Here is a 26,197-nt window from a genome sequence, read left to right on the forward strand (position 1 = left end):
GCAGGCGGCGGCGCCGGGCACCGCCAGGGGGTGCCGCCGGTGCGGAGCCGCGCCGGCGGCCGCGGCCCCGGGTACCGGTGCCGGTGCCGGTGCCGGTGCCGGTGCCGGTGCGGGAGCGTGCGGGCGCTCCGGAGCGGACGGCGGTAGCGGAGCGGGTACGGCCTCGGGTGCGGGACGCCATCACAGAACGGGAGCGCGGGAGGTGCCGGTACGGGGAGCGGCGCCCTCCGCGACCGGGCCGCCGGTCGGGGCGGCCGTTTCGCTGGGCGAGGCCGGGGGCGACGAGGCGGGTGGGTCCGGAGTGTCGGACGTGGGCGCCGACGCGGACGGGGAGGGTGCCACGGACGACGATCCGGGGTGCGGCGAGACGCCCGCGGTGCCGGACGGCGTCGGCCGCGCGGGCGTCGAAGCGCTCGGCGGTCCGGCTTGCTTCCTGTCCGCCCCAGGTGTCCGGGAGGAGACGCGGGCCGCCGCCGGGGTCGTTCCGTCACCGCTCGCGGCAGGACCGGCCACCGAGGTGTCGTCGCCCGAGGACGGGGCGGACCGCGCGGGCCGCGGCGAGTCGTCGACCTTCCCGGCCGGCCGGTCGTGGTTCTGTCCTGGCACCGGCAGCCAGGGCGCGTCGGAACTGCCGGACAGCAGGGTGACGACGATGACCACCGCGTAGACCCCGCAGGCGAGGCCGACGGCGGTGCCGATCCTGCGGAACCTGCGGCTGCGGCGCCCCGACGCGTCGACGAAGACCGGTGCGTCGGAGACCTCCGGCGCACCGGTCGGCCGTATCCGCACCGACCCGGCGTCGTCCGCGACGCGTGTCCGGCCGGGGCCCTGGACGGCGAACGGGTCCTGGGCCGAGAACGGGTCCTGGGCCGTGAACAGGTCGGCGCCGACCGGGAGCCGGCGCGTCCCGTCACCGAGGACCGCGCCCCACGGATTCCGCTGCGCGGCGACCGGGAGCACCTCGGTGGCGCCGGTCGTGTCCGCTCCCCCGCCCACTTCGAGGGCCCCGCCCGCTCCGGTGGCCCCGCTCCGGCCGGCCGTCCCGGAGCCGTCCGGGCCCCGGTCCGCCGTCGGCGGGTCTCCTCCCGCGAGCGGCACGTCCCTGGCGTCCAGCGCCGCCTGAGGTATTTCGGGTTGGGTCTCTTCTCGCCAATTCTTCACGCGCACGTTTCCCCCCACGGGACTGTTCCGGGCGCGCTGACGACCCCGAGCACACGTCATCGGATCCGGGCCCCCACCCGTTTCCGAACGCCCCCTTCTAGCTCTCCGCGCTCGGGGCCATGAAGCTAGCGCACGGCGGGATGCCGTGTTTCCGATGTGTCATTTGTGGGCGTCCATCACTTCTTGATCAGTGGCCGGAATCCAACCGTCGGACGGCTGCTGAAGCCAGCCCTCCGCCCGCGCGATCTCCGCGGCCGCCCGCCGCAGCGCGTCCACCCCCGGATGGACCAGCCCCTTTCGCCACACGAGGGACACCGGCGACAAAGGGACGGGATCGACGAGGGGCCGCGCGACCGTCCCAGGTATGGCCGGAAATCCCACTACCCCGAGAATCGGATTCCGGTTCTTGGCCATGATGCGCTCGAACTCCTCCTCGCCGACGGCCAGCGGCAGCGGCGGCGCGACGGCCACCGAGCGCCCCTCGAACAGGCAGAAGGCCAGGTCAGTCCATTCCAGAGTGCGCTCGTTGCCCGCGCCTGCGTAGACCGTCTCGCCCGCCAGCGCGGCCAGCGGCACCTCCGCCAGGTCCGCCAGCCGGTGATCCGAGGGAAGAATTACGGCCATGCGTTCGAACCGGACGGGCTGTTGTTCGAGACCGGAGCGGAGCGCCGGATCCAGTCCCGCGAACCGTCCGAAGGACGCGTCGAGCCGCCCGGCGAGGAGGTCGGCCGCCGCTCCGGTGAGCCCGCTCTCGTAGCGGGCCATCAGCTCGCCGTCGGGGGCGAGTTCGCGGGCGCGGTGCAGCACCCGGCGCCCGGTCTCCAGGCCCGGCGAGTTGAGGTCCACCAGCAGCGGCCGGGCCTGTCCGAACGCGGCGAGCAGCGCGTCCTGGGCGGCCAGCACCCGGCGGGCGTACGGCAGCAGGCGGGCGCCGTCGGCGGTCAGGGCGACCTGCCGGGTGGTGCGCAGGAACAGCTCGGCGCCCAACTCCCGCTCCAGCCGCCGCACATCGCGGCTGAGGGCCTGCTGGGCGACGTACAGCCGGGTGGCGGCGCGGGTGAAGTGCAGTTCCTCGGCGACGGTCACGAAGACCCGCAGCAGCCGGGGATCGATGGGGGCGGGCGCTGGCATCACGCGAACCTACAACACAGGTGCGTGAATCGGCGCGCAGCAGGTGTTGGACCCCTTGATCGGCGCTGCGCGACGGTGAAGGACATGCCGCACCCGACCGCACCGACTCCGCCGGGCGCCCGCCCCGACGCCCGCCCCGCCCCTCTGTACACCGTCACCGCCGACGCCGTCGTCGCCGTCGACTTCGGCCCCCGCACCCGCCACCGCCCCGGCTCCCGCCCGCCCGGCCCCTACCGCCGCCTCTTCGCCCTGCCCGGCACCCGGGCCTTCACCGCCGGGAACCTGCTGGCCCGGCTGCCCATGGGCATGTTCAGCGTCAGCGCGGTCGTGATGATCGCCGGGACCCGCGGCTCGTACGCGCTCGCCGGCGCCGTCACCGCGACCGGCCTGGCGGCGACCGGGGTGGCCGGGCCGTGGGTGGCACGGCTGGTCGACCGGTACGGCCAGGCGCGGGTCGCCGTGCCGGCCACCGTCGTCGCGGTCCTCGGCAGCCTGGCCCTGCTGCTCTGCGTCCGCTTCGGCGCCCCCGACTGGACGCTGTTCGCCGCCTACGCGGCCACCGCCACCACCCCCAACCTCGGCGGCATGTCCCGCGCCCGCTGGGCCCACCTGCTGCGCGCGGACCCGGCCGCCCTGCACACCGCGAACTCCTTCGAACAGGCCGCGGACGAGCTGTGCTTCATGCTCGGCCCGGTGCTCGCGGCCTTCCTGACCGGCACCTTCTTCCCGGAGGCGGGCACGCTGGTCGGCGCGGTGCTGCTGCTGGCGGGCTCGCTGCTGTTCGCCGCCCAGCGGGCCACCGAGCCGCCGCCGCGGACCGGACGCACCCCCACCGGCCGGGTGCTCATCCCGTCCCTGCTCGCCTGCTTCCTCGCGACCGGCGCGGTCTTCGGTTCGATGGAGGTGGTGACGATCGCCTACGCCGACGCCCAGGGTCACCGTGCGGCGGCCGGTGCCGTGCTCGCCCTGCAGGCAGCGGGGTCGTGCGCGGCGGGACTGGTGTACGGGGCGCTCCGGCCGTCCGGTCCGGCCGAACGGCGGCTGTCGGCCTGCCTGGTGGCGATGGCGGCCCTGATGTTCCTGCCCCTGCTCGCGACCCGGACCGCCGGCGGTCTCTGGGCACTGGCGGCCGCCCTGCTCGTGGCCGGCATGGCGACCGCGCCGACCATGGTGACCGCGATGACCCTGGTCCAGGAGCGCACCCCGCGGGACCGTCTCAACGAGGGGATGAGCCTGACCGTGACCGCCCTGCTGACCGGCATCGCGGCCGGTTCCGCGGTCGGCGGCTGGGCGGCGGAACACGTCTCGCCCACGGCCGCGTTCGCCGCCCCGGCCACGGCGGCCGTCACGGCCTTCGTGATCCACCTGTCCGCTCGCCTGTCGCGCAGGGTCAGCCGGACCGCTTCCCTCACTTCTGGCCGTACCCCTTGACGGTGTCCGGCCCACGCCTGGGACGGGTTCAGGAGGCGTACGCCGTCCTGACCTGGTGCACGATCGCCGCGCTGAAGGTGTTCGGCGAGAGCACCGGCCCAGGGGTACAGATCGGCGACGGGGCCGTCGGACAGGGGGCGGCCGCGGCGGCGGGACTCACTTCGCCGTCCAGTGCCGCTCGCCCCGGTGGCGCGCCGTCCACGACGGTCCGAGCCGTCCGTGCGGTGTCCCGCGCGCACGACGAGGGCCCGGTGGTCTGTGACCGCCGGGCCCTCGTGTACATGGAGACTGTGGAGATGGCGGGAATCGAACCCGCGTCCAACGGTGCAAAACCAGGGCTTCTCCGTGTGCAGTTCGCTGTGATTTTCTCGGCCCCGGCAATCTCGCGAACAAGTCGCCGACGGGCCCAGTCACTGTTTGATTTCCCAGTCGGCCCCGTGACCGGGCCGGCTGGTTTAGTTCCCTAGATTATGCCAGGATCCGGGTCGGGAACACCCCCGGGCTGACACCCATTAAGGGTCCTTCACTCACTGCTTATTAGGCAGCGAGGGCGAAGGACTGGGAATCGCTCTTGGAATTGGCGATTATTGGTTGCGACATATGGTTTACGAGATCATTGCCGCTTCCTCGACACGCTTCCCCTGGTTCAACATCCGCTGTCGAAACCGATCATCCCCATGTTGTTTTTTCAATCCCTCCGAGGAGGGGTCACGCACCCTCTGTGAGGCGCAGTGCCATTGTACGTGATCAACAGGTACGCGTGCCAGTGCATTCCCGCGCGCTACGCGCCCCGCTGCCGCCGCTTCGCCGACGCGATCGCCCGGTCCGACTCCCGCCGGTCCTGCTGCTCGCGCAGGGTCTGCCGCTTGTCGTACTCCTTCTTGCCCCGGGCGAGCGCGATCTCCGCCTTGGCCCGGCCGTCCTTGAAGTAGATGGCGAGCGGCACGATCGTGTGGCCTGTCTCCTGGGACTTGGCCTCCAGCTTGTCGATCTCCTCGCGGTGCAGCAGCAGCTTGCGCTTGCGGCGCACCGAGTGGTTGGTCCAGGTGCCCTGGCTGTACTCGGGGATGTGGGCGTTGTGCAGCCACGCCTCGTTCCCGTCGATCTGCACGAAGCCGTCGGTCAGCGAGGTCCGGCCCTGACGCAGCGACTTCACCTCGGTGCCGGACAGCACGATGCCGGCCTCGTAGGTGTCGATGATCGCGTAGTCGTGCCGCGCCTTCTTGTTCTGCGCGACGATCTTGCGCTTGCCGCCCTTCTCGCCGTCCCTGGCTTTGGCGGCCGTCCCCTGCTGCTTCTGCTGGGACTCTTTCGGTACGTACATTCCCTTGGCCATAGTGCTCTCCATTTTCGCACTACACAGGGGGTGCGAGGGAAGCGGATTGCGCTACGAGGGGTCGCCGAGCCCGCTGAGGACCGTCTCGGCCCGCTTCAGGGCCTCGGTGCCGACCTCCAGGTCGGGGGTGATGCCCCGGCCGTCGACGGTGTGGCCCGAGGGGGTCCGGTAGTGGCCGACGGTGAGTTCCGCGACCGAGCCGTCGGGCAGCCGGGTCGGCATCTGGACGGAGCCCTTGCCGAAGGTGCGGGAGCCGAGGACGACCGCGCGGCCGCGGTCCTGGAGGGCGCCGGTGAGCATCTCGGCGGCGCTCATCGTGCCGCCGTCGACGAGCGCGACCAGAGGCCTGGCGGTGTCGCCGCCGGGGTCGGCGTGCAGGGCGCGCTGGACGCCGTCCACGTCGTAGGTGGCGACCAGGCCGCCGTCCAGGAACGCGGAGGCGGCGGTGACGGCCTCGCTGACCAGGCCGCCGGAGTTGCCCCGCAGGTCCAGGACGATCCCGGCGTCCGCGGAGGCCCGCCGTACGGCGTCGCGGACGAGTTCCCCGGAGCCGCGGGTGAAGGCGGAGACCTTGATGACGGTGATGCCGGCGGGCAGCTTGCGCACGGTCACCGAGTCGGTGGACAGCAGCGCCCTGCGCAGGGTCTCGGTCCACGCGCGCGTGCCGCGTCCCAGGCCGAGTGTGACGGTCGTACCGGCGCGGGCGTCGGTGGCGTCACCGCGCAGTAAGGAGACGACGTCCGTGACGGGGCGGCCCTCGACGTCCGAGCCGTCGACGCTGCGCAGCCGGTCGCCCTTGTGGATGCCGGCGACGGCGGCGGGCGACCCGGCCTGCACCTTGGACACCTCGATCCGGCCGTCCCGCTCCCGCCGGGCCCACAGCCCGACGCCGGTGTACTGACCGTCGAGCGCTTCCTCGAACTCCTGGTACTCGCCCTCGGAGTAGACCGCGGCCCAGCGGTCCCCGCTGCGGCTCACGGCCCGTTCCGCCGCCTCCATGGGCGACTTGCCGTCGGCCATCGCCTCGGCGGCGGCCCGGGTGACGTCCTCGTGGCCGGCGTCCGGACGGGCGGCTCCGCCCGTCGTCCTCCGGTCGCTCCGCGCGGGATCGGGGAACGCGCCGGTGGCCGCGCCGGTCACCAACAGCCCTGCGAACACCAACGTCAGAGCCGCCCCCCGGCGAACCCGGCGGGGCTGACAGAACAGCTCTCGGCCTGACATGCCGGTGAGTCTAGGACAAGCCGAGAGGGCCGCACGGACGCTTGCCCGTACGACCCTCTTGGCATGCGTCACACCTTCAGGTACTTGCGCAACGCGAAGAACGCCGCAAGAGCGGGCATCAGAAGGCTGGTTGCGAGGATCAGCGGGAGCTTGGTCAACACCGCGTCCCAGCCGATGAAGTTGATCAGATTCAGCTTCTGGGAGAGCGCGAGGCCGTGGTCGATGATGAAGTACCGGGCGATCACCAGGAATCCGCAGGCGACCGTGCCGCCGATCAGACCGGCGACGGCGGCCTCCGCGATGAACGGGGCCTGGATGTAGAAGCCGGAGGCGCCGACCAGGCGCATGATGCCGGTCTCGCGGCGACGGCTGAACGCCGAGACGCGCACCGTGTTGACGATCAGCATCAGGGCGACGACCAGCATCAGGGCCATGACCATGCGGGCCGCCCAGTTCATGCCGTTGAGCAGACCGAACAGGTTGTCCAGGATGCCCTTCTGGTCCTGCACGGACTGGACACCGTCACGGCCGTCGAACGCCGTCGCGACCACCTGGTACTTCTGCGGGTCCTTCAGCTTGATCCGGTACGACTCCTGCATCTGGTCCGGCGTGAGGGAGTCGGCCAGCGGGGAGTCGCCGAACTGCTCCTTGTAGTGCTTGTACGCCTGGTCCTGCGACTCGTAGACGACCTTCTCGACGATCGAGGTCATCTTGCCGAGGTCGGACTGGATCTGCTTCTTCTGGTCCTCGGTGACCGCGCCCTTGGCGCAGTGCGGGTCGGACTCGGCATCGCTCTTGTTGCAGAGGAAGATCGAGACGTTGACCTTGTCGTACCAGTAGCCCTTCATGGTGTTGACCTGGTCGCTCATCAGGAGCGAGCCACCGAAGAGCGCCAGGGACAGGGCGACCGAGACGACGACGGCGAAGGTCATCGTCAGATTGCGTCGGAGACCGACTCCGATCTCCGACAGTACGAACTGGGCGCGCATGGCCTCGGGTTATGCCTTTCCCTCAGTGCTGATAGCCGTAGACGCCGCGGGCCTGGTCGCGGACGAGCAGACCCTTCTCCAGCTCGATGACGCGCTTGCGCATCTGGTCCACGATGTTCTGGTCGTGGGTGGCCATCACCACGGTGGTGCCGGTGCGGTTGATGCGGTCGAGCAGCTTCATGATGCCGACCGAGGTCTGGGGGTCGAGGTTACCGGTGGGCTCGTCCGCGATCAGCAGCTTGGGCCGGTTCACGAAGGCGCGCGCGATGGCCACGCGCTGCTGCTCACCGCCGGACAGCTCGCCGGGCATCCGGTCCTCCTTGCCGCCGAGCCCGACGAGGTCGAGCACCTGGGGCACGGACTTGCGGATCTCGCCCTTGGACTTGCCGATGACCTCTTGGGCGAAGGCCACGTTCTCGGCGACCGTCTTGTTGGGCAGCAGCCGGAAGTCCTGGAAGACCGTCCCGAGCTGGCGGCGCATCTGCGGCACCTTCCAGTTGGAGAGACGGGCGAGATCCTTGCCCAGGACGTGCACCTGGCCATGGCTGCACCGCTCCTCGCGGAGGACCAGCCGCAGGAAGGTCGACTTTCCGGAGCCGGAGGATCCCACGAGGAACACGAACTCGCCCTTCTCCACTTCCAGGGACACTTCCCTGAGTGCGGGGCGGGTCTGCTTGGGGTAGACCTTGGAGACATTGTCGAATCGGATCACGGATGCACCACGGGTCGCCGGGGGTAGATGAGCGTGACCATACGCGAGTCGGGTGAGGAAGCGCAGGCGCCGGTCACGGTTGGGTGAGGCTTGTGCGGTTTTGTTCCGGGGAGGTCTTTCCGGAACGCCGGAGCGGGGTCCGCGGACGGCCGCGCCCTTTCCGGGGGAACCTGGCACAGTGGAGGGGGAACGTTCTCGTTCCACTGCGCGTTGTGTAGGTGATGGTCCGGTGCAAGGAGGGCGAGCGCATGACGTACGACCGGTTGGTGTGCGCGAACTGCGCGGCGCCCGTGAGCGAAGGCCGGTGCCCCGTGTGCCGCGCCAACCGCCAGCGTCTGCAGCAGGAGAGCTTCCTGGGCGGACTGAACCCGATGGCGCTGATCGGGCTGCTGGCGGTGCTGATCGCCGCCGTGGCCCTGCTCGCGCATCAGACCGCGTAGCGAGCGTCACACAGCCGCGCGGCCGCCCGCCGCAGGCAGGCGCACAGAGCGACCGAAGGGCCCGGAGCCGCTGCTCCGGGCCCTTCGTCGCACGTGACGCGTACGCTGTGTGAGCACTCGCCTACCGCTGGTCGGCGGTCAGGCCGCGGCGCCGCCGCGGCCGCCCATGAGGCGCGGCAGGACGCGGAAGCCGATACCGCCCGCGATCATGGTGGCGGCACCGACGATGAGGAAGCCGGTCTGCGCGGCGCCGGTCTCGGCGAGCTGGTCGCCGCCGCCCTGGGTCTGGGTGTTGGAGCCGGTGTCGGTGAGGGCCGAGGAGCCCTCCTCCTGCGCGGAGGTGCCGGCGTTGCCGTCGGTGCCGGTGTTGTTGCCGCCACCGGTGCTGCCGCCGTTGCCGCCCGTGCCGCTGCCGTCGGTCGGGTTGTCGGTCGGCTCCTCCGTGGGCTCGGTGGGCTCGTCGGTCGGCTGGGTGGGCTCGTCCGAGGGCTCCGAGGACTCGGAGGGCGCCTGGCTGGTGGGCGGCTCGCTGGTCGGCGGCTCGCTGGTGGGCGGCTCGCTGGTGGCCGGGCCGGTCGGGATCTCGGTGGGGTCGTCGCTCGGGTCGTCACCGGTGTTGACGGTGGCGGTCAGACCGCCCTCGTTGGCCTCGACGCCGATGGAGAGGGCGGAGGCGGCGCCGGCGGCGGTCAGCGAGGCGCCCGCGGCGATCACGGCGCAGGCGGCTATCCGCGCGACCCGGATCCGTGTCTTCTTGGTCATCTGGTTGCTACCCCCAGTAGCTGAATGTCAGGTGGGCGGCGCTGGGGCGGTGCTCACGGAGGTAGCTACGGATGCGCAAGCCCCCCGGTTCTCATGCGCCCCAGAGATACGCATGCCACGCTTCACCCTTCCCATTTTTCAAAGCAACGTCAAGGCCGTTGCGGGCGCGATGTCCAGTTGCGCGCCGAATGGGGGGAGTTGAAGCCTGTGAGTGTGATGTAAATCGTGACGACGCCCCTTGGCGCGGCCCGGAAAAACGAGAACTGCCGCCCCAGGGACGGCAGTTCTCGGATCGGCCGACTCACCATGGGCAAGTCGACAAAGTTACTTCTCCTGCTGCTTGCGCCAGCGAATTCCGGCCTCCAGGAAGCCGTCGATCTCGCCGTTGAAGACGGCCTCGGGGTTGCCGACCTCGAACTCCGTACGCAGGTCCTTGACCATCTGGTACGGGTGCAGGACGTACGAGCGCATCTGGTTGCCCCAGGAGTTGCCGCCGTCGCCCTTGAGGGCGTCCATCCTGGCCTGTTCCTCCTGCCGGCGCCGCTCCAGCAGCTTGGCCTGGAGGACGTTCATGGCCGTCGCCTTGTTCTGGATCTGCGACCGCTCGTTCTGGCAGGAGACGACGATGCCGGTGGGGATGTGCGTGAGACGCACCGCGGAGTCGGTGGTGTTGACGCCCTGGCCGCCGGGGCCGGAGGACCGGTAGACGTCCACCCGCAGCTCGGACTCGTCGATCTCGATGTGGTCGGTCGTCTCCACGACGGGGAGGACCTCCACGCCCGCGAAGGAGGTCTGGCGGCGGCCCTGGTTGTCGTAGGGCGAGATCCGCACCAGGCGGTGGGTGCCCTGCTCGACCGAGAGCGTCCCGTAGGCGTACGGCACCTGCACGGCGAAGGTGGTCGACTTGATGCCGGCCTCTTCCGCGTACGACGTCTCGTAGACCTCGGTCTTGTAGCCCTTCTGCTCCGCCCAGCGCAGGTACATCCGCTGCAGCTTCTCGGCGAAGTCGGCGGCGTCCACGCCACCGGCCTCGGCGCGGATGTTCACGAGCGCCTCGCGGGAGTCGTACTCCCCGCTGAGCAGCGTCCGCACTTCCATCTCGTCCAGCGCCTTCTTGACGGCGGCCAGCTCGGAGTCGGCCTCGGCACGGGTGTCCGGGTCGTCCTCCTCCTCGGCCATCTCGAACAGCACCGCGAGATCGTCGATCCGCCCGCGCAGCGCCTCCGCCTTCCTGACCTCGGCCTGGAGGTGGGAGAGCTTGCTGGTGATCTTCTGCGCCTCGTCCGGGTTGTCCCACAGGGACGGCGCGGCCGCCTGCTCCTCGAGCACGGCGATGTCTGCCCTCAGCTTGTCGAGGTCCAGAACGGCCTCGATCGACTCCATGGTCGAGGAGAGGGACTTGAGCTCTTCGGATACATCGACGACTGCCACGCCTCCCAGCGTAACGGCTCCGCCAGGCGCACAGCGCCGGGCCGGTGGCGTCAGGGAGCCGACGTGCTGTGGGTGTCCTGGGGCGGGGCGTCGTCGCCGGAGGTGGCGAGCCAGGCGCCGACACCCACCGCGGCGGCCAGCACCGCCCCGGCCACGCCCAGCGTCACCCGGCGCCGCCGCTGCGCCGCCCGGTGCCGGGCCGAGCCCGGCCGGGGCGCCCCGGAGGCCCTGGGAACCCGGGCGGTGCCCCGGGCCCCGCCGGCCAGCTCGTCCGGCCCCGGCACCCGCATCGAGGTGTGCGTGTCCCGGTTGGAGTCGGGCTTCGCGCCCGGCACCAGGGAGACGGCCCCGCGGCGCCGGGCCCGCTGCTCCTCGGCGGCCGGGGCGGCGGACGGCTCCTCGGCGGTCTCCTCGGGCTGCGCCTCGCTCTCGGGTTCGTCGACGTCCAGCGGCGGCATGCCCGCCAGCGTCGGCAGCTGCTCACGCAGCCGCGCGCCCAGCTCGGAGGCGCGCAGCCGGGAGGCCGGCGCCTTGGCCAGGCACTGCACGAGCAGCTGCCAGAGCTCCTCGGGGATGCCGGGCAGGGGGACGACGGTCTCGGTGACGTGCCGGCGCAGGACGGCGCCGGGGTGGCCGCCGCCGAACGGGGTGAAGCCCGCGAGGAGCTCGTACAGGACGGTCGCCAGGGCGTAGATGTCGACGGAGGCCCGGGGCGGCAGGCCCTCGACGATCTCCGGTGCCAGGTAGTCCGGCGTCCCGATGATCTTCGTGGCGCGGGTCCGCTTCGGGGAGTCGATCAGCTTCGCCACGCCGAAGTCGGTCAGCAGGGCCGGGTGGGCGCCGCCGGGGCCGAGCGGGCCCTGCATGTCGAGCAGGACGTTCTCCGGCTTGACGTCCCGGTGGACGACGCCCGCCGCGTGCGCCGCGGCCAGGCCGTCGGCGACGTCCGCGACGATCGCCACCGCGGCCTCGGGCGCCAGGCGCCGCTCGCGCTCCAGGCGGGTGCGCAGGTCGGTGCCGCGGACCAGGTCCATGACGAGGGCGAGGTCGTTGCCGTCGACGACGAGGTCGCGGACGGAGACCACGTGGGGGTGGTCGAGGCCCAGCAGGGCCGTGCGCTCCTGGACGAAGCGGCCCACCAGCTCCTCGTCGGAGGCGAGGTCCTCACGCAGCAGCTTGATGGCGACGGGCCCCTCCGGCCCCTCGCCCAGCCACACCGTGCCGGCGCTGCCCCGCCCCAGGATCTGGTTGGCGGTGTACCGGCTGCCGATCTTCCGTGCCAAGGCTGCTCCTACAGACGCGTGTTGCCGACAAAAGTACGCGTCCGAAGAGCCAACCTTCACCAGGGAGGCGGAAATCACCCGCCGGATGTCGACAAATAACCAAACTCGCGGTCAGTTGCCGGCGCCCACGCTGTCGAAGAAGTCGCCGACCGCCTTCGACCAGTCCTTCAGCTGCTGCCAGTAGCCCCTGCCCTCGCCGACCCAGGTGTGCACCGGGGTGAGGTCCCAGATCAGCCAGCCCGCGACGAACAGGATGACGACCATGAACAGGCAGCCCTTGAGGCAGCCGAGCCCGGGGATCTTCATCGGGTTGGCGCCGCGCCGGCGCGGCTCGCGCGGGGCCCGCTGCGGCTCGGCGGGGGCGGCCGGGGGCGCGTAGCGCTGCTGCTGGCGCTGGGGCTGCTGCTGCGGTGCGTACTGCTGCGGCTGGTGCCCGTAGCCGGCGGGCTGCTGCCGGCCGTATCCGCCGTCCTGCTGTCCGCGCGGCTGCTGCCCGCGCGGCTGCGGCCGGCGCACCGGCTGCTGCTGCGGGGCCTGGCGCGGCTGGTCCTGCGGCCGGGCCACCTGGCGCTGCGGGCGGCGGCGCAGCGGGTCCTCGTTCGGGTCGAGGTACTGGATCTGCGTCTGCTCGTTGCGGTCGCGGGCCGCGCGCAGCTGGGTCTGCCAGGGGTGCGGCTGCTCCGGCTGCGGCTGCCCCTGCGGCTGTCCCTGCGGCATGGGCGGCATGACGGCCGTCGGGTCGGGGGCGCCGGTGTTCGGCAGTACGGCGGTCGGGTCGGCGGCGCCGGCCGGCCCGCCGGTGTGCGGGAGGAAGCTGGTCACCGCGTTCGGGTCGTACGAACCGCCGGGACCGCCGGTGTTCGGCAGCACCTGGGTGGGGTCGGCCGACCCCGGTACGGCGGTCGGCGCCGGGTCGGGGGCCAGCAGCGCGCCGACTCCCTCGGCGGCGGCGATCTGCGCGGAGTTCGCGTGCACGCCGATGCCCTCGGCGACGACCCGCAGGCCGCGGGCGAGGTTCTCGGCGCTGGGCCGGTCGTCGGGGTTCTTGCGCAGGCAGCGCTCTATGACCGTCCACAGCGGGTCGGGGACGGTGGACGGGCGGCGCGGCTCGGCGCTCAGGTGCTGGTGGAGGACTTCGAGGGCGCTGCCGCCGGAGAACGGCGGACGGCCGGTGACCAGCTCGTACAGCAGGATGCCGGCGCCGTAGACGTCGACGGCGGAGGTCTGCGGGCGGCCCTCGGCGGACTCCGGTGCCACGTACGCGGGCGTGCCGACGAACTCGTGGGTGCGGGTCAGGCCCGGGGAGTCGGCGAGCCGGGCGATGCCGAAGTCGGTCAGCAGCGGGTGCATCCGGCCGTCGTACTGCTGGAGCAGCACGTTGGCGGGCTTGAGGTCGCGGTGCACGACGCCGTCGGCGTGGCTGGCGGCGAGCGCGTCGGCGATCTGCGCGGTCAGCAGCGCGGCGGCGACCGGCGAGAAGGGGCCGTTCTCGCGCAGGTACCGGTGCAGGTCCGGGCCCTCGACGAGGTCCATGACCAGGGCCAGCAGGTCGCCCTCGACGACCAGGTCGCGGACCCGGACGATGTTCGGGTGGGTCAGCCGGAGCAGCACGGAACGCTCCCGCAGGAACCGCATCACGATGTCGGGGTCGCTCGCGAGCTCTTCCTTGAGGACCTTGATCGCGACGGTCTCTCCGGGCTGGCCGGGCACGGCCGCCTCGGCGCCCGCGGTCTCCCGCTGGCGGGCACGCCAGACGGTACCGGTGGCGCCGCGTCCGAGCGGCTCCTCCAGGAGGTACTTGCTGCCTACCGGCCGCACGTCATCCGCTCCCTGCTGCTTGCTGGTGTGTCCGGTTCTTGTGTCCGACCCACTGTAGTGCCGTGGCCCCCGACACCGGGCTGTCGTCCGGCTGTGCTTTGCCTCGCCCGGCGGGCGGTCGGCAGGTGTTCCGGACGTATCCCCATACGTTGGCGTTCCCGCACTTGTTCGATGGGAAGACGCTCGCTTCGGTCCGTCGGTTGCCGGGACAGGACGTGACCGATCTCAAGTGATCGTCCGCGCAGTATTGGTCAGGCACTTTTGGGGGCAGAGCTGACCAATCAAGATCACTTACCATCGGGGCGTGGGCGTGTTGTCAGTGGCAGGTGCGAGGATGCGTGCGACAGCAGAACTGGCCGACGTGCTCGTGGCGGTGGGGGGAATTCCGCGCCCGCGCAGAAGGGACCGCTGACGGCGATGCAGATCCGGCTGACCGTCGTAGACCCGCTGGGCCCGGCCGCGCAGCGGGGCCGGACCGTGAGCCGGGACGTGCTGGTGACGGCGCCCGCGGGCACGGATCTGGCGGCGGTGGCCTCCGCACTGGCCTCGGCGGTCACCGGTGACGGCAGCGTGGGCGGCCGGGAGTCCGGCGGCGCCCCGGTCGTGCTGTACGCGGGGGCGGAGCGGCTGGACGCCCGCCACCGGATCCTCGGCGAGCCCCCGCTGGTCGACGGCGCCGTGCTGGCCCTCGGCGCGCCCGCCGCCCCCGAACCGCATCCCGAGCTGGACGACGCCCCGGCCCAGCTGCACGTGATCGCCGGTCCTGACGCGGGCGGGGTGCACCTCCTGCACGGCGGCCGGATCACCGTCGGCCGTTCCGCCGACGCCGACGTCCCGCTCGACGACCCGGACGTCTCCCGCCTGCACTGCGCGGTCACGGTCGGCGCCGACGGCCACGTCCTGGTCGCCGACCTGCGCTCCACGAACGGCACGGCCCTGGACGGCGCCCGGGTCACCGACCGCCCGGTCCGGCTCGTCCCGGGCGCGCTCCTGCGCATCGGGGAATCGGCCCTGCGGCTTACGCCGTCCGGCGGACCCGGGGCCCGGGTGGAGACCGCACCGGACGGCGAGGGCTGCGTCCGGGTGCTGCTCGACGACGCGGACCCGGACGGTCCGGGCCTCGGCGGTGCCGCGGGCCCCGGGCGCCCGGTGGCCGCGCCCGGCGGTCCGGCGGGCCGCACCCACCAGGGCCACGGCACGGCGGGCTGGGGCGCCCCGGGAGCATCTGCGGGCCAGGAGCACGCGCCCGCGGAGCCGCACGTGGTGCCCGCACAGGGCGAGGCACCGCGGATCGAGAGCCACGGCGGGGTGCCGACGGCCGCGCGCGGCGCCGCGCGCCCCGCGGCCGGAGCCGGCCGGGACGGCGGGCCACGGACCGGTGCCGGGTCGTCCTCCGCGCCGGGACCGGGGCGGGAGCCGTTCCCGGCGGCCGGATCCGGCCGGTACGAGACCTCGCAGGCCGCCGGTCAGGGCCGGCTGCCCGGCCCGCGCGACGGCTCCGCCGCCGTGCGGCACACCGGCGACCCGCGGCACACCACGGACCACGCCCTCGGCACGGCCGCACGTTCCGGTGACACCCATGCCGGCCGCTCCGGCGTCCTCGGCGGCCCCGGCGCCCCGGCGGACGGCTCCGACGGCCGGCCGTCGGAGGCCCGCCACCGGCCCGCCCCGGACGGCGAGGCCCCCGAGGACCCCGCCGCGGGCCGCAAGGGCACCCCGCTCCGCGGCACCGACGCCCCCGCCCTGCCCGGCAGCCGCAGACGCGGGCTCGGCGCCTGGGCGCGGCGGCTGGCCGGCGGGCGGCCCGAGCCGCTGCCGGACGGCGACGACGAGCCCGCCGCCGAGGCCGCCCCCACCGTGCCGGCCGAGCGCGCGGCCCAGCCGGAGATCTGGCCGGATCCGGCCGCCCTGCTGCTGACCGCACTCGGCCCCGGCCCCCGTCTCTGGGAGCGCGGCGCCGGTCACCCCGAAGCGCTCACGGTCCGGCTAGGCACCGCGGACCGCCCCACGCCCGACGGGCCCGGACTGCTGCCCGCCGTGCCGGTCACCGCCGACCTGCGCGAGGCCGGTGCGCTCGGTCTCGCGGGCCCGCGCACCCGGCTCGCCGGCCTCGCCCGCGCGGTCCTGGCCCAGCTCGCCGCGCTGCACTCCCCGGACCTGCTGGAGATCGTGCTGATCAGCGCGGACCGGGCCCGGCCCCTGGAGGAGCGCGCGGCGGAGTGGGCCTGGCTCGGCTGGCTCCCGCACGTCCGCCCCGGACACGGCCAGGACTGCCGGCTCCTGCTCGCCTACGACCGCGAGCAGGCCGCCGCCCGCGTGGAGGAACTGCTCCGCCGGGTGGAGGACCTGTCCACGCCCCGCAGGACCGCCACCCCGTCCGACCGCCCCGACCTGTCCGGCGCGACCGCCCTCACCGCGGCCGCGGACCGCCCCTCCTGGGCCCGCGACGGCCTCGACGCGCACGACGGCGACGGCCCCTTCCCGGGGCCGTACACGGTCGTCGTGGTGGACGGCGATCCCGGCGGCTCCGCGCTGCGTGACGCGGTGGCGCGGCTGGCCGTCGCCGGGCCGCGCGCCGGAGTGCACATGATCTGCCTGGCGGAGACGGCACCGACCTCGCCCACCTCGCCGGTCGCCCGGACCTACGAGTCGGCGTGCGCGGTGACGCCGACGTTCCGGGAGTGCGGGGCCGTGGCCCTGCTCAGCGGGGACGTGGCGACGGCACTGCACCTGCTACGGGTGGCCCGTACCGACGCGGCGGGCCCGCTCGGTCCCGGCACCCTGGCCGCGGTGGACGCGGTCTCCGCCGCCTGGGCCGAGCGGTTCGCGCGGGCCCTGGCGCCGCTGCGCCCCGACGGCCCGGCCGACGACCGGCACGGGCGTCCGGCCGCCCCGCTCCCGCAGTCCGCCCGTCTGCTCGACGAGTTGGGGCTGGCGCGGGCCACCCCGGCGTCGCTGATGGCCCGTTGGGCGGACGCCGCCGACGACGCCGAGTCGCTGGGCGGCCGGGCCCGGACGGTGCTCGGCGCCGGACCGCGCGGCCCGCTCGGCGCCGACCTGGTGGCCGATGGACCGCATCTGCTGGTCGAGGGCCCGTCCGGCAGCGGCCGTACGGAGCTGCTGCGCGCGATGGTCGCCTCGCTGGCCGCCGCCGAGCGTCCCGACCGGCTCGGGATCGTCCTGATCGACGGCCGCGACGGCGTCGGCACCGGGGGCGGCGCGGGTCTCGGCGAGGGCCTGCGGGTGTGCACCGACATACCGCACGTGACGACCCACCTGTCGGTCAACGACCCGGTGCGGATGCGGGAGCTGGCGCAGTCCCTGAGCGCGGAGCTGAAGCGGCGGGCGGAGCTGCTCGGCCGCTCCGACTTCACCGACTGGCACGCCCAGCGGGAGATCTCGGGCCGGATCGTCGCCCAGCGCGGCCGTCCCGCCGCGTCGGGCGCCGCCGACATCGAGGCACCGCCCAGCTCGACGATCCGGCTGCGCCCGTCGGGCGGCGCCGCCGCCCGCAGCCGCACCGAGGTGCCGCCGCCGTTGCCGCGTCTGGTCGTCGTGGTCGACGACCTGGACGCGCTGGTCTCCCCCGCCCTCGGCTCGCCGGGCCGGCCGGCCGCCGGTTCGGTGATGCGGGCGCTGGAGGCCGTGGCGAAGGAGGGCTACCGGCTCGGCGTCCACCTGATCGCGGCGACCGGCGCGGGCGGCCGTACGGCGGAGACGGAACCGGCCCGGCGGGCCACCCTGCGCGTCACCCTGGACCCGCCGGCCGCGGGACCCGACGAACCGGCCCCGGGCCGCGGCCGTCTGACCACACCGGACGGCCGTGTCACGGCCTTCCAGGCGGGCCGGGTCACCGGCCGCATCCCGCGCACCGCGACCCAGCGCCCCACGGTCGTCGCCCTCGACTGGCCGCGCATGGGCGACCCGCCGACCCGCCGCCCGGTGCGGGAGCTGGGCAACGGCCCCACGGACCTCGCCCTGTTGGCGAGCGCGGTGGAGCGAGCGGCGCGCGAGGTCTCGGCGGCCGAGGTGCCCTCCCTGCTGTGAGCGGCGGTGTCCCCGCCCGCTGATCACGAGGCCATCACGATCCCCGGCCCCCACCTGCAGGCACCCTTGCCGCACAGGCGGCCCCCGCGTACACCGGAGCGCACGGAACAGAGTTCCGACGTTCAACGAGGAACGACGAACGGGGAAGTGATGCGCGCCATGAGCAGCACCATCCGGACCGGCAGGGCCCTCACGACGCTCGCCGCACTCCTCTCGGGAGCCTTGGTGCTCACCGCGTGCGGAGGAAGCGGCGGCAAGAAGGACGACGGCGGCTCCAAGGACGGCGGCGGTACGTCCGGCTCCACCCTCACCCTCCCGAAACTGGACGGCACCACACTGGAGGTGGCGGCCGTCTGGACCGGGCAGGAGCAGAAGAACTTCAAGCAGGTACTGGCGGAGTTCGAGAAGCGCACCGGCGCGAAGGTGACCTTCGTGCCCGCCCAGGACCCGATCATCAACTTCCTCGGCTCGAAGATCGCGGGCGGCCAGCCGCCGGACATCGCGCTGCTGCCGCAGCCCGGGGCGATCAAGCAGGCCGTGCAGAAGGGCTGGGCGAAGCCGCTCGGCGCGGACGCCCTGAAGGAGGTGCGGAAGAACTACTCGCAGGGCTGGCAGGACATAGGCAAGGTCGGCGGCAAGCAGTACGGCGTCTACTACAAGGCCGCCAACAAGTCGCTGATCTGGTACAACACCAAGGTCTTCGAGAACGCGGGCGCCAAGGAACCCAGGAGCTGGCAGGACCTGCTGACGACCGCTCAGACGGTGTACGACTCGGGCGTGACCCCGTTCTCGGTCGGCGGCGCCGACGGCTGGACACTGACGGACTGGTTCGAGAACGTCTACCTCTCCCAGGCGGGCCCGGAGAAGTACGACCAGCTCGCCCAGCACGAGATCAAGTGGACCGATCCGTCGGTGAAGCAGGCGCTGACCACGCTCGCCCAGATCTGGGGCAAGAAGGGGTACGTGGCGGGCGACGCCGACGGCGCGCTGCAGACGGAGTTCCCCGCCTCGGTCACCCAGACCTTCACCGGCGGCGACCAGCCGAAGGCGGGGATGGTCTACGAGGGCGACTTCGTGCAGGTCAACATCGGCGAGACGAAGGCGAAGGTGGGATCGGACGCCAAGGTGTTCCCGTTCCCGGCGGTCGGCTCCGCGGCGCCGGTGGTCTCCGGCGGTGACGCGGCCGTCGTCTTCAAGGACTCCAAGGGTGCCCAGGCGCTCGCGACCTTCCTGGCCTCCCCGGACGCGGCGACGATCCAGGCGAAGCTCGGCGGCTACCTCTCGCCGAACAAGAGCGTGGCGAACTCCGCCTACCCGAACGAGGTGCAGCGCACGATCGCCAAGTCCCTGATCGCGTCCGGAGACGACTTCCGTTTCGACATGTCCGACCAGGCCCCGCAGGCGTTCGGCGGCACCCCCGGCAAGGGCGAGTGGAAGGACCTCCAGGACTTCCTGAAGAACCCGAAGGACGTGGCGGGCACGCAGGCCAAGCTGGAGAAGGACGCGGCGGCCGCCTACGGCAGCGGAAGCTGACCCGGCGATGGCCGCACCCGCGACGACGGCCCCCGCTCCACCGGGCCGCCGCAAGAGCGTGACCGGCACCCGCCGGACGGTGGCGTTCCTCTTCCTGCTGCCGGCCCTGGTGCTGCTGGGCGCGCTCGTGGTCTACCCGATCGGGTACTCGCTGATCCGCAGCTTCTACAACGCCGACGGCGACGGTTTCGCCGGCTTCGACAACTACAAGGCGATCTTCACCGACGACGGCATCAGGACCGCCCTGAAGAACAACGTCATCTGGGTGGTGTTCGCGCCGACGCTCTCCACCGCCCTCGGTCTGGTCTTCGCGGTGCTGACCGAACGGATCCGCTGGGGAACGGCGTTCAAGCTGGTCGTCTTCATGCCGATGGCGATCTCGATGCTGGCCGCCGGGATCATCTTCCGGCTCGTCTACGACCAGGACCCGGACAAGGGCGTCGCCAACGCGGTCTGGGTCGGCGTCCACGACACCTTCGCCCGGTCCTCGGCGTTCCCCAACGCCCACCCGGGCCGGGAGTCGCCGCTCAAGCCGGACCAGGGCGGCTTCGTCACCACGGCGGCCGTCCACACCGGGCGGCCCGTCTCCCTCCCGCTGGTCGGCGTCGCCCCCGACCAGATGCCCGACGGGGCGAAACCGGCCGTGGCGGCGACGTCCGCCCCGGGGAAGATCACCGGCAGCACCTGGCAGGACTTCACGCGCGGCAAGGGCGTCGGCAGGCTCGGCGCCCCCGACCCGTCCGAGCTCGGCTACGCCGGCATGCGCGTCGAGGCGGTGAAGGGCGGCGAGGTGGTGGCGTCCGCCGAGGCCGCGGCCGACGGCACCTTCACGCTGCCGGCCGCCGCCGACGGGGCCGTGCTGCGGCTGCCCGCGAGCAACTTCAAGCAGCCCTACAACGGGGTCGACTGGCTCGGCCCGTCCCTGGTCACGCCCGCCATCATCGGGTCGTACATCTGGATGTGGGCGGGTTTCGCGATGGTGCTGATCGCGGCCGGCCTGGCCGGTGTGCCCAGGGAACTGCTGGAGGCGGCGCGGGTGGACGGGGCGACCGAGTGGCAGGTGTTCCGCAAGGTCACCGTGCCGCTCCTCGCCCCGGTCCTCGCGGTGGTCACGGTCACCCTGATGATCAACGTGCTGAAGGTCTTCGACCTCGTGTACATCATCGCGCCGGGCTCCTCGCAGGACGACGCGAACGTGCTCGCCCTGGAGCTGTACCGCAAGGGCTTCTCGGAGGGCCAGCCGGGCATCGCGAGCGCGATCGCGGTGTTCCTGCTGCTGCTCGTCATTCCGGTGATGTGGTTCAACGTCCGCAGGCTCAGGCGGGAGGAACGGCGATGAGCTGGCTGCTGGAGAAGATCAACGGCGGTCTGGTGCGGGTCTTCCTGATCGTCGTCGCGCTGTTCTGGCTGGTGCCCACGATCGGGCTGCTGGCCTCCTCGCTGCGCTCGCCGGAGGACATGAGCGCGAGCGGCTGGTGGCGGGTGTTCGCCAAGCCCTCCCAGCTGACGTTCGGCAGTTACCGCAACCTCCTGGAGAACGGCGACATCACGCACTCGCTGTGGAACACGGTCCTGATCACCGTCCCGGCGACCGTCCTGGTCGTGGTCATCGGGTCGCTGGCCGGATACGCGTTCGCGTGGATGGAGTTCCCCGGCCGGGACTGGTGGTTCCTGATCGTGGTCAGCCTGCTGGTCGTGCCGGTCCAGGTGGCGCTGATCCCGATCGCCGAACTCTTCGGCAGGATCGGCCTGTTCGGGACGATCCTCGGGGTGGTGCTCTTCCACGTCGGTTTCGGGCTGCCGTTCGCGGTGTTCCTGCTGCGGAACTTCTTCGCGGAGATCCCGCGCGAGCTGCTGGAGGCGGCCCGTCTGGACGGCGCCGGTGAACTGCGCCTGTTCACCCGGGTGGTGATGCCGCTGGGCGGACCGGCCATCGCGAGCCTGGGCATCTTCCAGTTCCTGTGGGTGTGGAACGACATGCTGGTGGCGCTGGTGTTCACCAAGTCGGGCACCCAGCCGATCACGGTGGCGCTCCAGACCCAGGTCCGCCAGTTCGGCAACAACGTCGACGTCCTGGCGCCCGGCGCCTTCATCTCGATGGTGATCCCGCTGGCGGTGTTCTTCGCCTTCCAGCGGCAGTTCGTCACCGGGGTGATGGCGGGCGCGGTCAAATAAGCACACGGGAAGCGTCAGGGAAGGGCGAGTCGTCCACCGGCTCGCCCTTCGCCGTTCACGGAACGTAACCCGGATGACCTAGCGAACCGTAACCGGATCACTCCACTGGCCGTTCCCGGGCAGAACGCCCGCGCCGACCGTTGGATGCCCGTTGCCCAGGTTCAGTGTCATCGTCCCCGCGTACAAGGTCCAGGCGTATCTGTCCGAGTGCCTGGACTCGGTGCTCTCGCAGTCGTATCCCGATCTGGAACTGATCGCCGTCGACGACCGCTCGCCGGACGCCTGCGGCGCGATCATCGACGAGTACGCGGCCCGGGACGCCCGGGTGCGGCCGGTGCACCTGGCACGGAACCAGGGCCTGGGCGGGGCGCGCAACGCCGGGATGGAGCTGGCGCGCGGCGACTACCTGCTCTTCCTGGACAGCGACGACACGCTGACCCCCGACGCGCTGCGGGCCATCGCCGACCGGCTCAAGGAGACCGGTGAGCCGGACGTGCTGGTCCACGACTACGCGCGGACCTTCTGGACCGGCCGTACGGAACGCAACAGGCAGGCGTCGCAGCTGACCGAGGAGGGCCCCGCGCCCTTCGCCCTCCGGGACCGGCCGGGTCTCCTGCGCGTGCTCATGGTGGCCTGGAACAAGGCGTACCGGCGGGAGTTCGTGGCCGAGCACGGCTTCGCCTTCCCGCCCGGCTACTACGAGGACACGCCGTGGACCTACCCGGTGCTGATGGCCGCCGGGACGATCGCGACCCTGGACCGGGTCTGCGTGCACTACCGGCAGCGGCGGCACGGCAGCATCCTCTCCACCGCCAGCCGCGACCACTTCGACATCTTCGACCAGTACGACCGGGTCTTCGCGTTCCTCGACGAGCGGCCCGAACTGGCGCACTGGCGGCCGGTGCTGTTCCGCCGGATGATCGACCACCTCTCGACGGTGTTCACCCGGCGGGAGCGGCTGCCCCGCGGCAGCCGGGCGGAGTTCCTGCGCAGGGCCCGCGCGCACTACCGCAGGTACCGGACCGAGGGCGGTCCGCTGCCCTGGCGGACCCGGCTGCGTCACGGCCTGGTCCACTACGGCCTGCACCGCACCTACCTCGCCCTCCAGGTGGCGCAGGCCGTCGGCCGCCGCACGGTGAAGGCGGCCGTGAAGTCCGCCCGCGCCCTGCGCTCGGCCCTCCTCCAGCTGCACTACCAGGTCCAGCTGCGGCTGCCGCTGCGCGCCGACCGCGCGGTCTTCGCCGCCTACTGGCACCGCGGCCACGGCTGCGGGCCGGGCGCCCTGGAGGCGGCGTTCCGCGACCACGCCCCGCACATCCGCACCGCCTGGATCGCGCGTCCCGAGCACCAGCACACCGTGCCGCCGGGCCCGCGCCGGCTGCGTCCGGGCACCTTCGGCTACTGGACCGCGCTGGCCCGCTCCACGTACCTGGTCAACAACGTCAACTTCGACCGGCGGCTGCGCAAGCGCCCCGGCCAGGTGTTCGTGCAGACCCAGCACGGCACCCCGCTCAAGCACATGGGCCTCGACCTCCAGGAACATCCGGCGGCCGGCGCCGGCATGGACTTCGAGGAGCTGCTGCGCGGTGTCGGCAAGTGGGACTACCTGCTGTCCGCCAACCGTCACACCACCCTGACCTGGGAACGCGTCTACCCCGGCCGCTACACCACCCTGGAGTACGGCAGTCCCCGCAACGACGTCTTCCAGCACGCCACCCTTGCCGACGTGACCCGGATCCGGGAGTCGCTGGGCGTCCCCGAGGGCGCCGTCGCCCTGCTGTACGCGCCCACCCACCGCGACTACCGGCGCACCCAGCGGCCCGCGCTGGACCTGGAGCGGATCGTGCGGCGGCTCGGTCCGCGCTTCGTGGTCCTGGCCCGCGCCCACTACTGGCACGGCGGCCCGCTCGCGGCCGGGAACCGGGTGATCGACGTCAGCGGCCACCCGAGCGTGGAGTCGCTCTGTCTCGCCTCGGACGCGCTGATCACCGACTACTCCTCCATCATGTTCGACTACGCGAACCTGGACCGCCCGATCGTGGTGCACACCGAGGACTGGGACGCCTACCAGGCGTCCCGCGGCACCTACTTCGACCTGCGCGCCGCCCCGCCGGGCGCGGTCGCCCGCAGCGAGGACGAGCTGATCGACATCTTCGCCGACGGCCACTGGCGAGGCTCGCGCTCCGCGGAGCTGCGGGCCGCGTTCCGCGAGCGGTTCTGCCGGTACGACGACGGGCACGCCGCCGAGCGGGTCGTGCGGCACGTGGTGCTGGGCGAACGGGACGGCCTGCCGGACTTCGTCCCGCTCGCCGAGCGGCATCCGGTCCCGTCGGCGGCCTCCGCACGCGCGGACTCCCCGTTGGCCACCGTTCCGCAACCTTCCGGCCATCTGCCCGTCACCGAGGGCCGCTGACCGCCGTTTGCCTTCCAGGGAGTTCCCTCATGCCCCCCAACACCTCGCGGCCCACTCCGTCGCGGCCGTCCACCTGGCGTCCCGCGGGCAGGCCGGGCCGCATGGACACCTGAGAAAGAGCAGCATGCCCCGCTTCAGCATCATCGTCCCGTCCCACGGGGTCGCCGGCCGGCTGTCCCAGGCGCTGGACTCGGTCCTCGCCCAGTCCTTCGGCGACCTGGAGCTGATCCCGGTCTGCGACGGCCCCGACGCCCCGGCCGCCGCGGTCGCCGCCGGGCACGCCGAGCGGGACTCCCGGGTGGCCCCGGTGCACTCGCCGCCGTCCGCCGGGCTGAGCGGGGCCCGCAACGCCGGGCTGCGGGCGGCCCGGGGCGCCTACCTGCTGTTCCTGGACGGCGACGACGTGCTGGTGCCGGGCGCGCTGGCGCGGCTGGCGGCACGGCTGTCCGAGACCGGTGACGTCGACGTGCTGTATTTCGAGCACGAGCGGGTGCCCTGGTGGGAGGGTGAGCCGGCGAACCCGGCCGCGCCGCTGCTGGCGGGCACCCCGCGGGGCGCGTTCGCCCCGGCCGAGGCGCCCGCGCTGACCGGGGTGGCGCTGCCGGCGTGGAGCGCGGCCTGGCGCCGCGCCTTCGTCACCGACGCCCGGCTGCGGTTCCCCGACGGCCACTTCACGGACGTCGGCTGGAGCGGGCTGGCCGGCATCGCCGCGGAACGCCTCGCGGTGCTGCGGTCGGTGGTCGTACGGCACCGGCTGCGCCGGCAGGGCAGTCGGCTGAACCTGCCGGGCGCGCACCAGCACGAACTCCTCGACCAGGTCGAGCTGGTGCTGGCGCGCTCGCGCGCCGCCGGGCTCCCGCCGGACCGGGCGCGGCCGCTGTTCGGGCAGCTCTTCGAGGTGGTGCTGAGGACGGCCGCGCGCCCGGGGCGGCTGCCGTTCGGGCGCCGGGCGTTCTTCCGGCGCGCCGGTTCGCTGCACCGCGCCCACCGCCCGGCCGGGTTCCGGACGCCGGGCGGGAGCCTCGGGGTGCAGCACCGGCTCCTCGCGGCCGGGGCGTACACCGCGTTCCGGGCGCTGCGCGGGGCGAACCGGGCGGCCGGACGGCTGCCCCGGCCGCGGCTGCCGCTCACCCGGCTGCGCTACGCCCTGGACCTGCGCCGCCCGCTCGACGAGAACCTCGCCGTGTTCTGCGCCTACTGGGGCCGCGGCTACACCTGCAACCCGGCCGCCATCCACGCCGTGGCCCGCCGGCTCGCCCCGTGGGTGCGCTCGGTGTTCCTGGTCGAGGCCGGCCAGGAGCACACCGTGCCCGCGGACGTGGAGTACGCGGTGATCGGCGGCCGCCGCTACTGGCAGCTGCTGGCCCGCGCCAAGTACCTGGTCAACAACGCCAACTTCGCCGAGGGGGTCGTGAAGCGGCCCGGCAGCGTGCACCTGCAGACCCAGCACGGCACCCCGCTGAAGAAGATGGGCGTCGACCAGGCGACGTACCCGGTGGTCGCGGCGCAGACGGGCAGCTTCGCCAAGCTGCTCGGCCGTGTGGACCGCTGGGACTTCAACCTCTCCGCCAACCGCCACTCCACCCAGACGTGGGAGCGCGCCTTCCCCGGCTCCTACGAGACACTGGAGTACGGCTATCCGCGCAACGACGTCTACTACGCGGCGTCCCCGCGCGACGTGGTCCGGGCCCGCCGCGCCCTGGGCGTCCCGGACGGCGCGACGGCCGTGCTGTACGCCCCCACCCACCGCGACCACCGCACCGGCTTCGAACCCGGCCTCGACCTGGAGGCGTTCTGCGAGGAGGCCGGCGAGGACGTCGTCGTCCTGCTGCGCGCCCACTACTTCTACGACCGGGGGGTCCTCGCGGGCGGCGGCCGGGTCATCGACGTGACCGCGCACCGCTCCGCCGAGGACGTGTGCCTCGCGGCGGACGCGCTGATCACCGACTACTCCTCCATCATGTTCGACTACGCCAACCTGGACCGGCCGATCGTCGTGTACGCCGACGACTGGGAGGTCTACCGGGAGACCAGGGGCGTCTGCTTCGACCTGATGGCCGAGCCGCCCGGCCCGGTCGCCCGCACCCCGGAGGAACTGGCCCGGATCTTCCGCGAGGGCGCGTACCGGAGCGCGGAGTCGACAAGGCTGCGGGCCGCGTTCCGGGCCCGGTTCTGCGAGTTCGACGACGGCCTGGCCGCCGAGCGGGTCGTGCGGCGGATCTTCCTCGGCCAGCCGCCGGAGTCGCTGCCGCCGCTGATCCCCCTGGCGGAGCGGCTGCCCGCCCCGGCCGCCACCGTCTTCGTGAGGAGCTGA

Annotated in this window: 18 protein-coding genes and 1 other RNA gene; 8 read left to right on the forward strand and 11 right to left on the reverse strand. The window is 73.0% G+C overall.

The annotated features are described in order from the left end of the window. Window positions 1-180 precede the first annotated feature (180 nt). Entirely contained in the window at window positions 181-1,161 is a 981-nt protein-coding gene (locus ACIRQ9_RS10900; RefSeq protein WP_404169754.1) for a hypothetical protein, read from the reverse strand. A 159-nt stretch (window positions 1,162-1,320) separates the two neighbouring features. After that, entirely contained in the window at window positions 1,321-2,292 is a 972-nt protein-coding gene (locus ACIRQ9_RS10905) for a LysR family transcriptional regulator (RefSeq protein ID WP_404169757.1), read from the reverse strand. Window positions 2,293-2,376: 84 nt separating this feature from the next. Between ACIRQ9_RS10905 and ACIRQ9_RS10910 the strand changes: the two genes are divergently transcribed. Beyond that, window positions 2,377-3,723 carry an MFS transporter gene (locus tag ACIRQ9_RS10910; RefSeq protein ID WP_404169760.1) on the forward strand — a complete coding sequence of 449 codons (1,347 nt, stop codon included), beginning with the start codon at window positions 2,377-2,379 and terminating at the stop codon, window positions 3,721-3,723. A 288-nt stretch (window positions 3,724-4,011) separates the two neighbouring features. Here ACIRQ9_RS10910 and ssrA read toward each other — a convergent pair. From ssrA to ftsE, 5 genes are all read right to left on the reverse strand, one after another. Beyond that, window positions 4,012-4,400, reverse strand: a transfer-messenger RNA (tmRNA) gene (ssrA, locus tag ACIRQ9_RS10915). A gap of 104 nt (window positions 4,401-4,504) precedes the next feature. Next, window positions 4,505-5,047: an SsrA-binding protein SmpB gene (gene smpB, locus ACIRQ9_RS10920; protein ID WP_316779008.1), complete on the reverse strand. Its 543-nt coding sequence runs from the start codon at window positions 5,045-5,047 to the stop codon at window positions 4,505-4,507. A 63-nt stretch (window positions 5,048-5,110) separates the two neighbouring features. Then, complete coding sequence (locus ACIRQ9_RS10925) at window positions 5,111-6,280, reverse strand: S41 family peptidase (RefSeq protein ID WP_404169764.1); 1,170 nt, start codon at window positions 6,278-6,280, stop codon at window positions 5,111-5,113. 68 nt (window positions 6,281-6,348) lie between these two features. Beyond that, window positions 6,349-7,269, reverse strand: coding sequence for a permease-like cell division protein FtsX (gene ftsX, locus ACIRQ9_RS10930; RefSeq protein WP_404169767.1), 921 nt, complete (start codon window positions 7,267-7,269; stop codon window positions 6,349-6,351). Window positions 7,270-7,291: 22 nt separating this feature from the next. After that, entirely contained in the window at window positions 7,292-7,981 is a 690-nt protein-coding gene (gene ftsE / locus ACIRQ9_RS10935) for a cell division ATP-binding protein FtsE (RefSeq protein ID WP_404169770.1), read from the reverse strand. A gap of 248 nt (window positions 7,982-8,229) precedes the next feature. Here ftsE and ACIRQ9_RS10940 point away from each other — a divergent pair, with 248 nt between their 5' ends. Continuing rightward, complete coding sequence (locus tag ACIRQ9_RS10940; protein ID WP_351322896.1) at window positions 8,230-8,421, forward strand: hypothetical protein; 192 nt, start codon at window positions 8,230-8,232, stop codon at window positions 8,419-8,421. A gap of 138 nt (window positions 8,422-8,559) precedes the next feature. Here ACIRQ9_RS10940 and ACIRQ9_RS10945 read toward each other — a convergent pair whose 3' ends face one another. The 4 genes from ACIRQ9_RS10945 to ACIRQ9_RS10960 form a co-directional block, all read right to left on the reverse strand. Further along, window positions 8,560-9,183 (reverse strand): hypothetical protein, encoded by a 624-nt coding sequence (locus tag ACIRQ9_RS10945; RefSeq protein ID WP_404169773.1) that lies wholly within the window; start codon window positions 9,181-9,183, stop codon window positions 8,560-8,562. 324 nt (window positions 9,184-9,507) lie between these two features. Beyond that, the gene (prfB, locus tag ACIRQ9_RS10950) at window positions 9,508-10,614 is read right to left on the reverse strand and encodes a peptide chain release factor 2 (RefSeq protein WP_402624701.1); all 1,107 of its coding nucleotides are present in this window, start codon (window positions 10,612-10,614) and stop codon (window positions 9,508-9,510) included. Between the two features lie 50 nt (window positions 10,615-10,664). Then, entirely contained in the window at window positions 10,665-11,897 is a 1,233-nt protein-coding gene (locus ACIRQ9_RS10955) for a serine/threonine-protein kinase (protein WP_404169776.1), read from the reverse strand. A 111-nt stretch (window positions 11,898-12,008) separates the two neighbouring features. After that, window positions 12,009-13,715 (reverse strand): serine/threonine-protein kinase, encoded by a 1,707-nt coding sequence (locus tag ACIRQ9_RS10960; RefSeq protein ID WP_404169779.1) that lies wholly within the window; start codon window positions 13,713-13,715, stop codon window positions 12,009-12,011. Window positions 13,716-14,132: 417 nt separating this feature from the next. Between ACIRQ9_RS10960 and ACIRQ9_RS10965 the strand changes: the two genes are divergently transcribed. The 6 genes from ACIRQ9_RS10965 (at window position 14,133) to ACIRQ9_RS10990 (ending at window position 26,197) form a co-directional block, all read left to right on the forward strand. After that, window positions 14,133-17,762 carry an FHA domain-containing protein gene (locus tag ACIRQ9_RS10965; RefSeq protein ID WP_404169782.1) on the forward strand — a complete coding sequence of 1,210 codons (3,630 nt, stop codon included), beginning with the start codon at window positions 14,133-14,135 and terminating at the stop codon, window positions 17,760-17,762. A 150-nt stretch (window positions 17,763-17,912) separates the two neighbouring features. Next, complete coding sequence (locus tag ACIRQ9_RS10970) at window positions 17,913-19,295, forward strand: ABC transporter substrate-binding protein (RefSeq protein ID WP_404169785.1); 1,383 nt, start codon at window positions 17,913-17,915, stop codon at window positions 19,293-19,295. Between the two features lie 7 nt (window positions 19,296-19,302). Next, the gene (locus ACIRQ9_RS10975; RefSeq protein WP_404169787.1) at window positions 19,303-20,634 is read left to right on the forward strand and encodes a carbohydrate ABC transporter permease; all 1,332 of its coding nucleotides are present in this window, start codon (window positions 19,303-19,305) and stop codon (window positions 20,632-20,634) included. After that, window positions 20,631-21,470, forward strand: coding sequence for a carbohydrate ABC transporter permease (locus tag ACIRQ9_RS10980; RefSeq protein ID WP_404169790.1), 840 nt, complete (start codon window positions 20,631-20,633; stop codon window positions 21,468-21,470). The genes ACIRQ9_RS10975 and ACIRQ9_RS10980 overlap by 4 nt, the downstream gene beginning before the upstream one ends. Window positions 21,471-21,621: 151 nt before the next feature. After that, window positions 21,622-23,883, forward strand: a complete 2,262-nt coding sequence (locus tag ACIRQ9_RS10985) for a CDP-glycerol glycerophosphotransferase family protein (protein WP_404169793.1) — start codon at window positions 21,622-21,624, stop codon at window positions 23,881-23,883. A gap of 124 nt (window positions 23,884-24,007) precedes the next feature. After that, on the forward strand, window positions 24,008-26,197 hold the full coding sequence (locus ACIRQ9_RS10990) for a bifunctional glycosyltransferase family 2 protein/CDP-glycerol:glycerophosphate glycerophosphotransferase (protein WP_404169796.1): 2,190 nt from the start codon (window positions 24,008-24,010) through the stop codon (window positions 26,195-26,197).

This window comes from Streptomyces sp. NPDC101237, from assembly GCF_044767465.1.
In the GTDB taxonomy this organism is placed as follows: Bacteria; Actinomycetota; Actinomycetes; order Streptomycetales; family Streptomycetaceae; genus Streptomyces; species Streptomyces gramineus.

What these genes read in the sequence shown, in the direction of transcription:
- ACIRQ9_RS10905 (WP_404169757.1), bottom strand. Translation starts at nt 2,292, where the DNA reads ATGCCAGCGCCCGCCCCCATCGATCCCCGGCTGCTGCGGGTCTTCGTG.
- ACIRQ9_RS10910 (WP_404169760.1), top strand. Translation starts at nt 2,377, where the DNA reads ATGCCGCACCCGACCGCACCGACTCCGCCGGGCGCCCGCCCCGACGCC.
- smpB (WP_316779008.1), bottom strand. Translation starts at nt 5,047, where the DNA reads ATGTACGTACCGAAAGAGTCCCAGCAGAAGCAGCAGGGGACGGCCGCC.
- ACIRQ9_RS10925 (WP_404169764.1), bottom strand. Translation starts at nt 6,280, where the DNA reads ATGTCAGGCCGAGAGCTGTTCTGTCAGCCCCGCCGGGTTCGCCGGGGG.
- ftsX (WP_404169767.1), bottom strand. Translation starts at nt 7,269, where the DNA reads ATGCGCGCCCAGTTCGTACTGTCGGAGATCGGAGTCGGTCTCCGACGC.
- ACIRQ9_RS10940 (WP_351322896.1), top strand. Translation starts at nt 8,230, where the DNA reads ATGACGTACGACCGGTTGGTGTGCGCGAACTGCGCGGCGCCCGTGAGC.
- ACIRQ9_RS10945 (WP_404169773.1), bottom strand. Translation starts at nt 9,183, where the DNA reads ATGACCAAGAAGACACGGATCCGGGTCGCGCGGATAGCCGCCTGCGCC.
- ACIRQ9_RS10965 (WP_404169782.1), top strand. Translation starts at nt 14,133, where the DNA reads ATGCAGATCCGGCTGACCGTCGTAGACCCGCTGGGCCCGGCCGCGCAG.
- ACIRQ9_RS10970 (WP_404169785.1), top strand. Translation starts at nt 17,913, where the DNA reads ATGCGCGCCATGAGCAGCACCATCCGGACCGGCAGGGCCCTCACGACG.
- ACIRQ9_RS10975 (WP_404169787.1), top strand. Translation starts at nt 19,303, where the DNA reads ATGGCCGCACCCGCGACGACGGCCCCCGCTCCACCGGGCCGCCGCAAG.
- ACIRQ9_RS10980 (WP_404169790.1), top strand. Translation starts at nt 20,631, where the DNA reads ATGAGCTGGCTGCTGGAGAAGATCAACGGCGGTCTGGTGCGGGTCTTC.
- ACIRQ9_RS10990 (WP_404169796.1), top strand. Translation starts at nt 24,008, where the DNA reads ATGCCCCGCTTCAGCATCATCGTCCCGTCCCACGGGGTCGCCGGCCGG.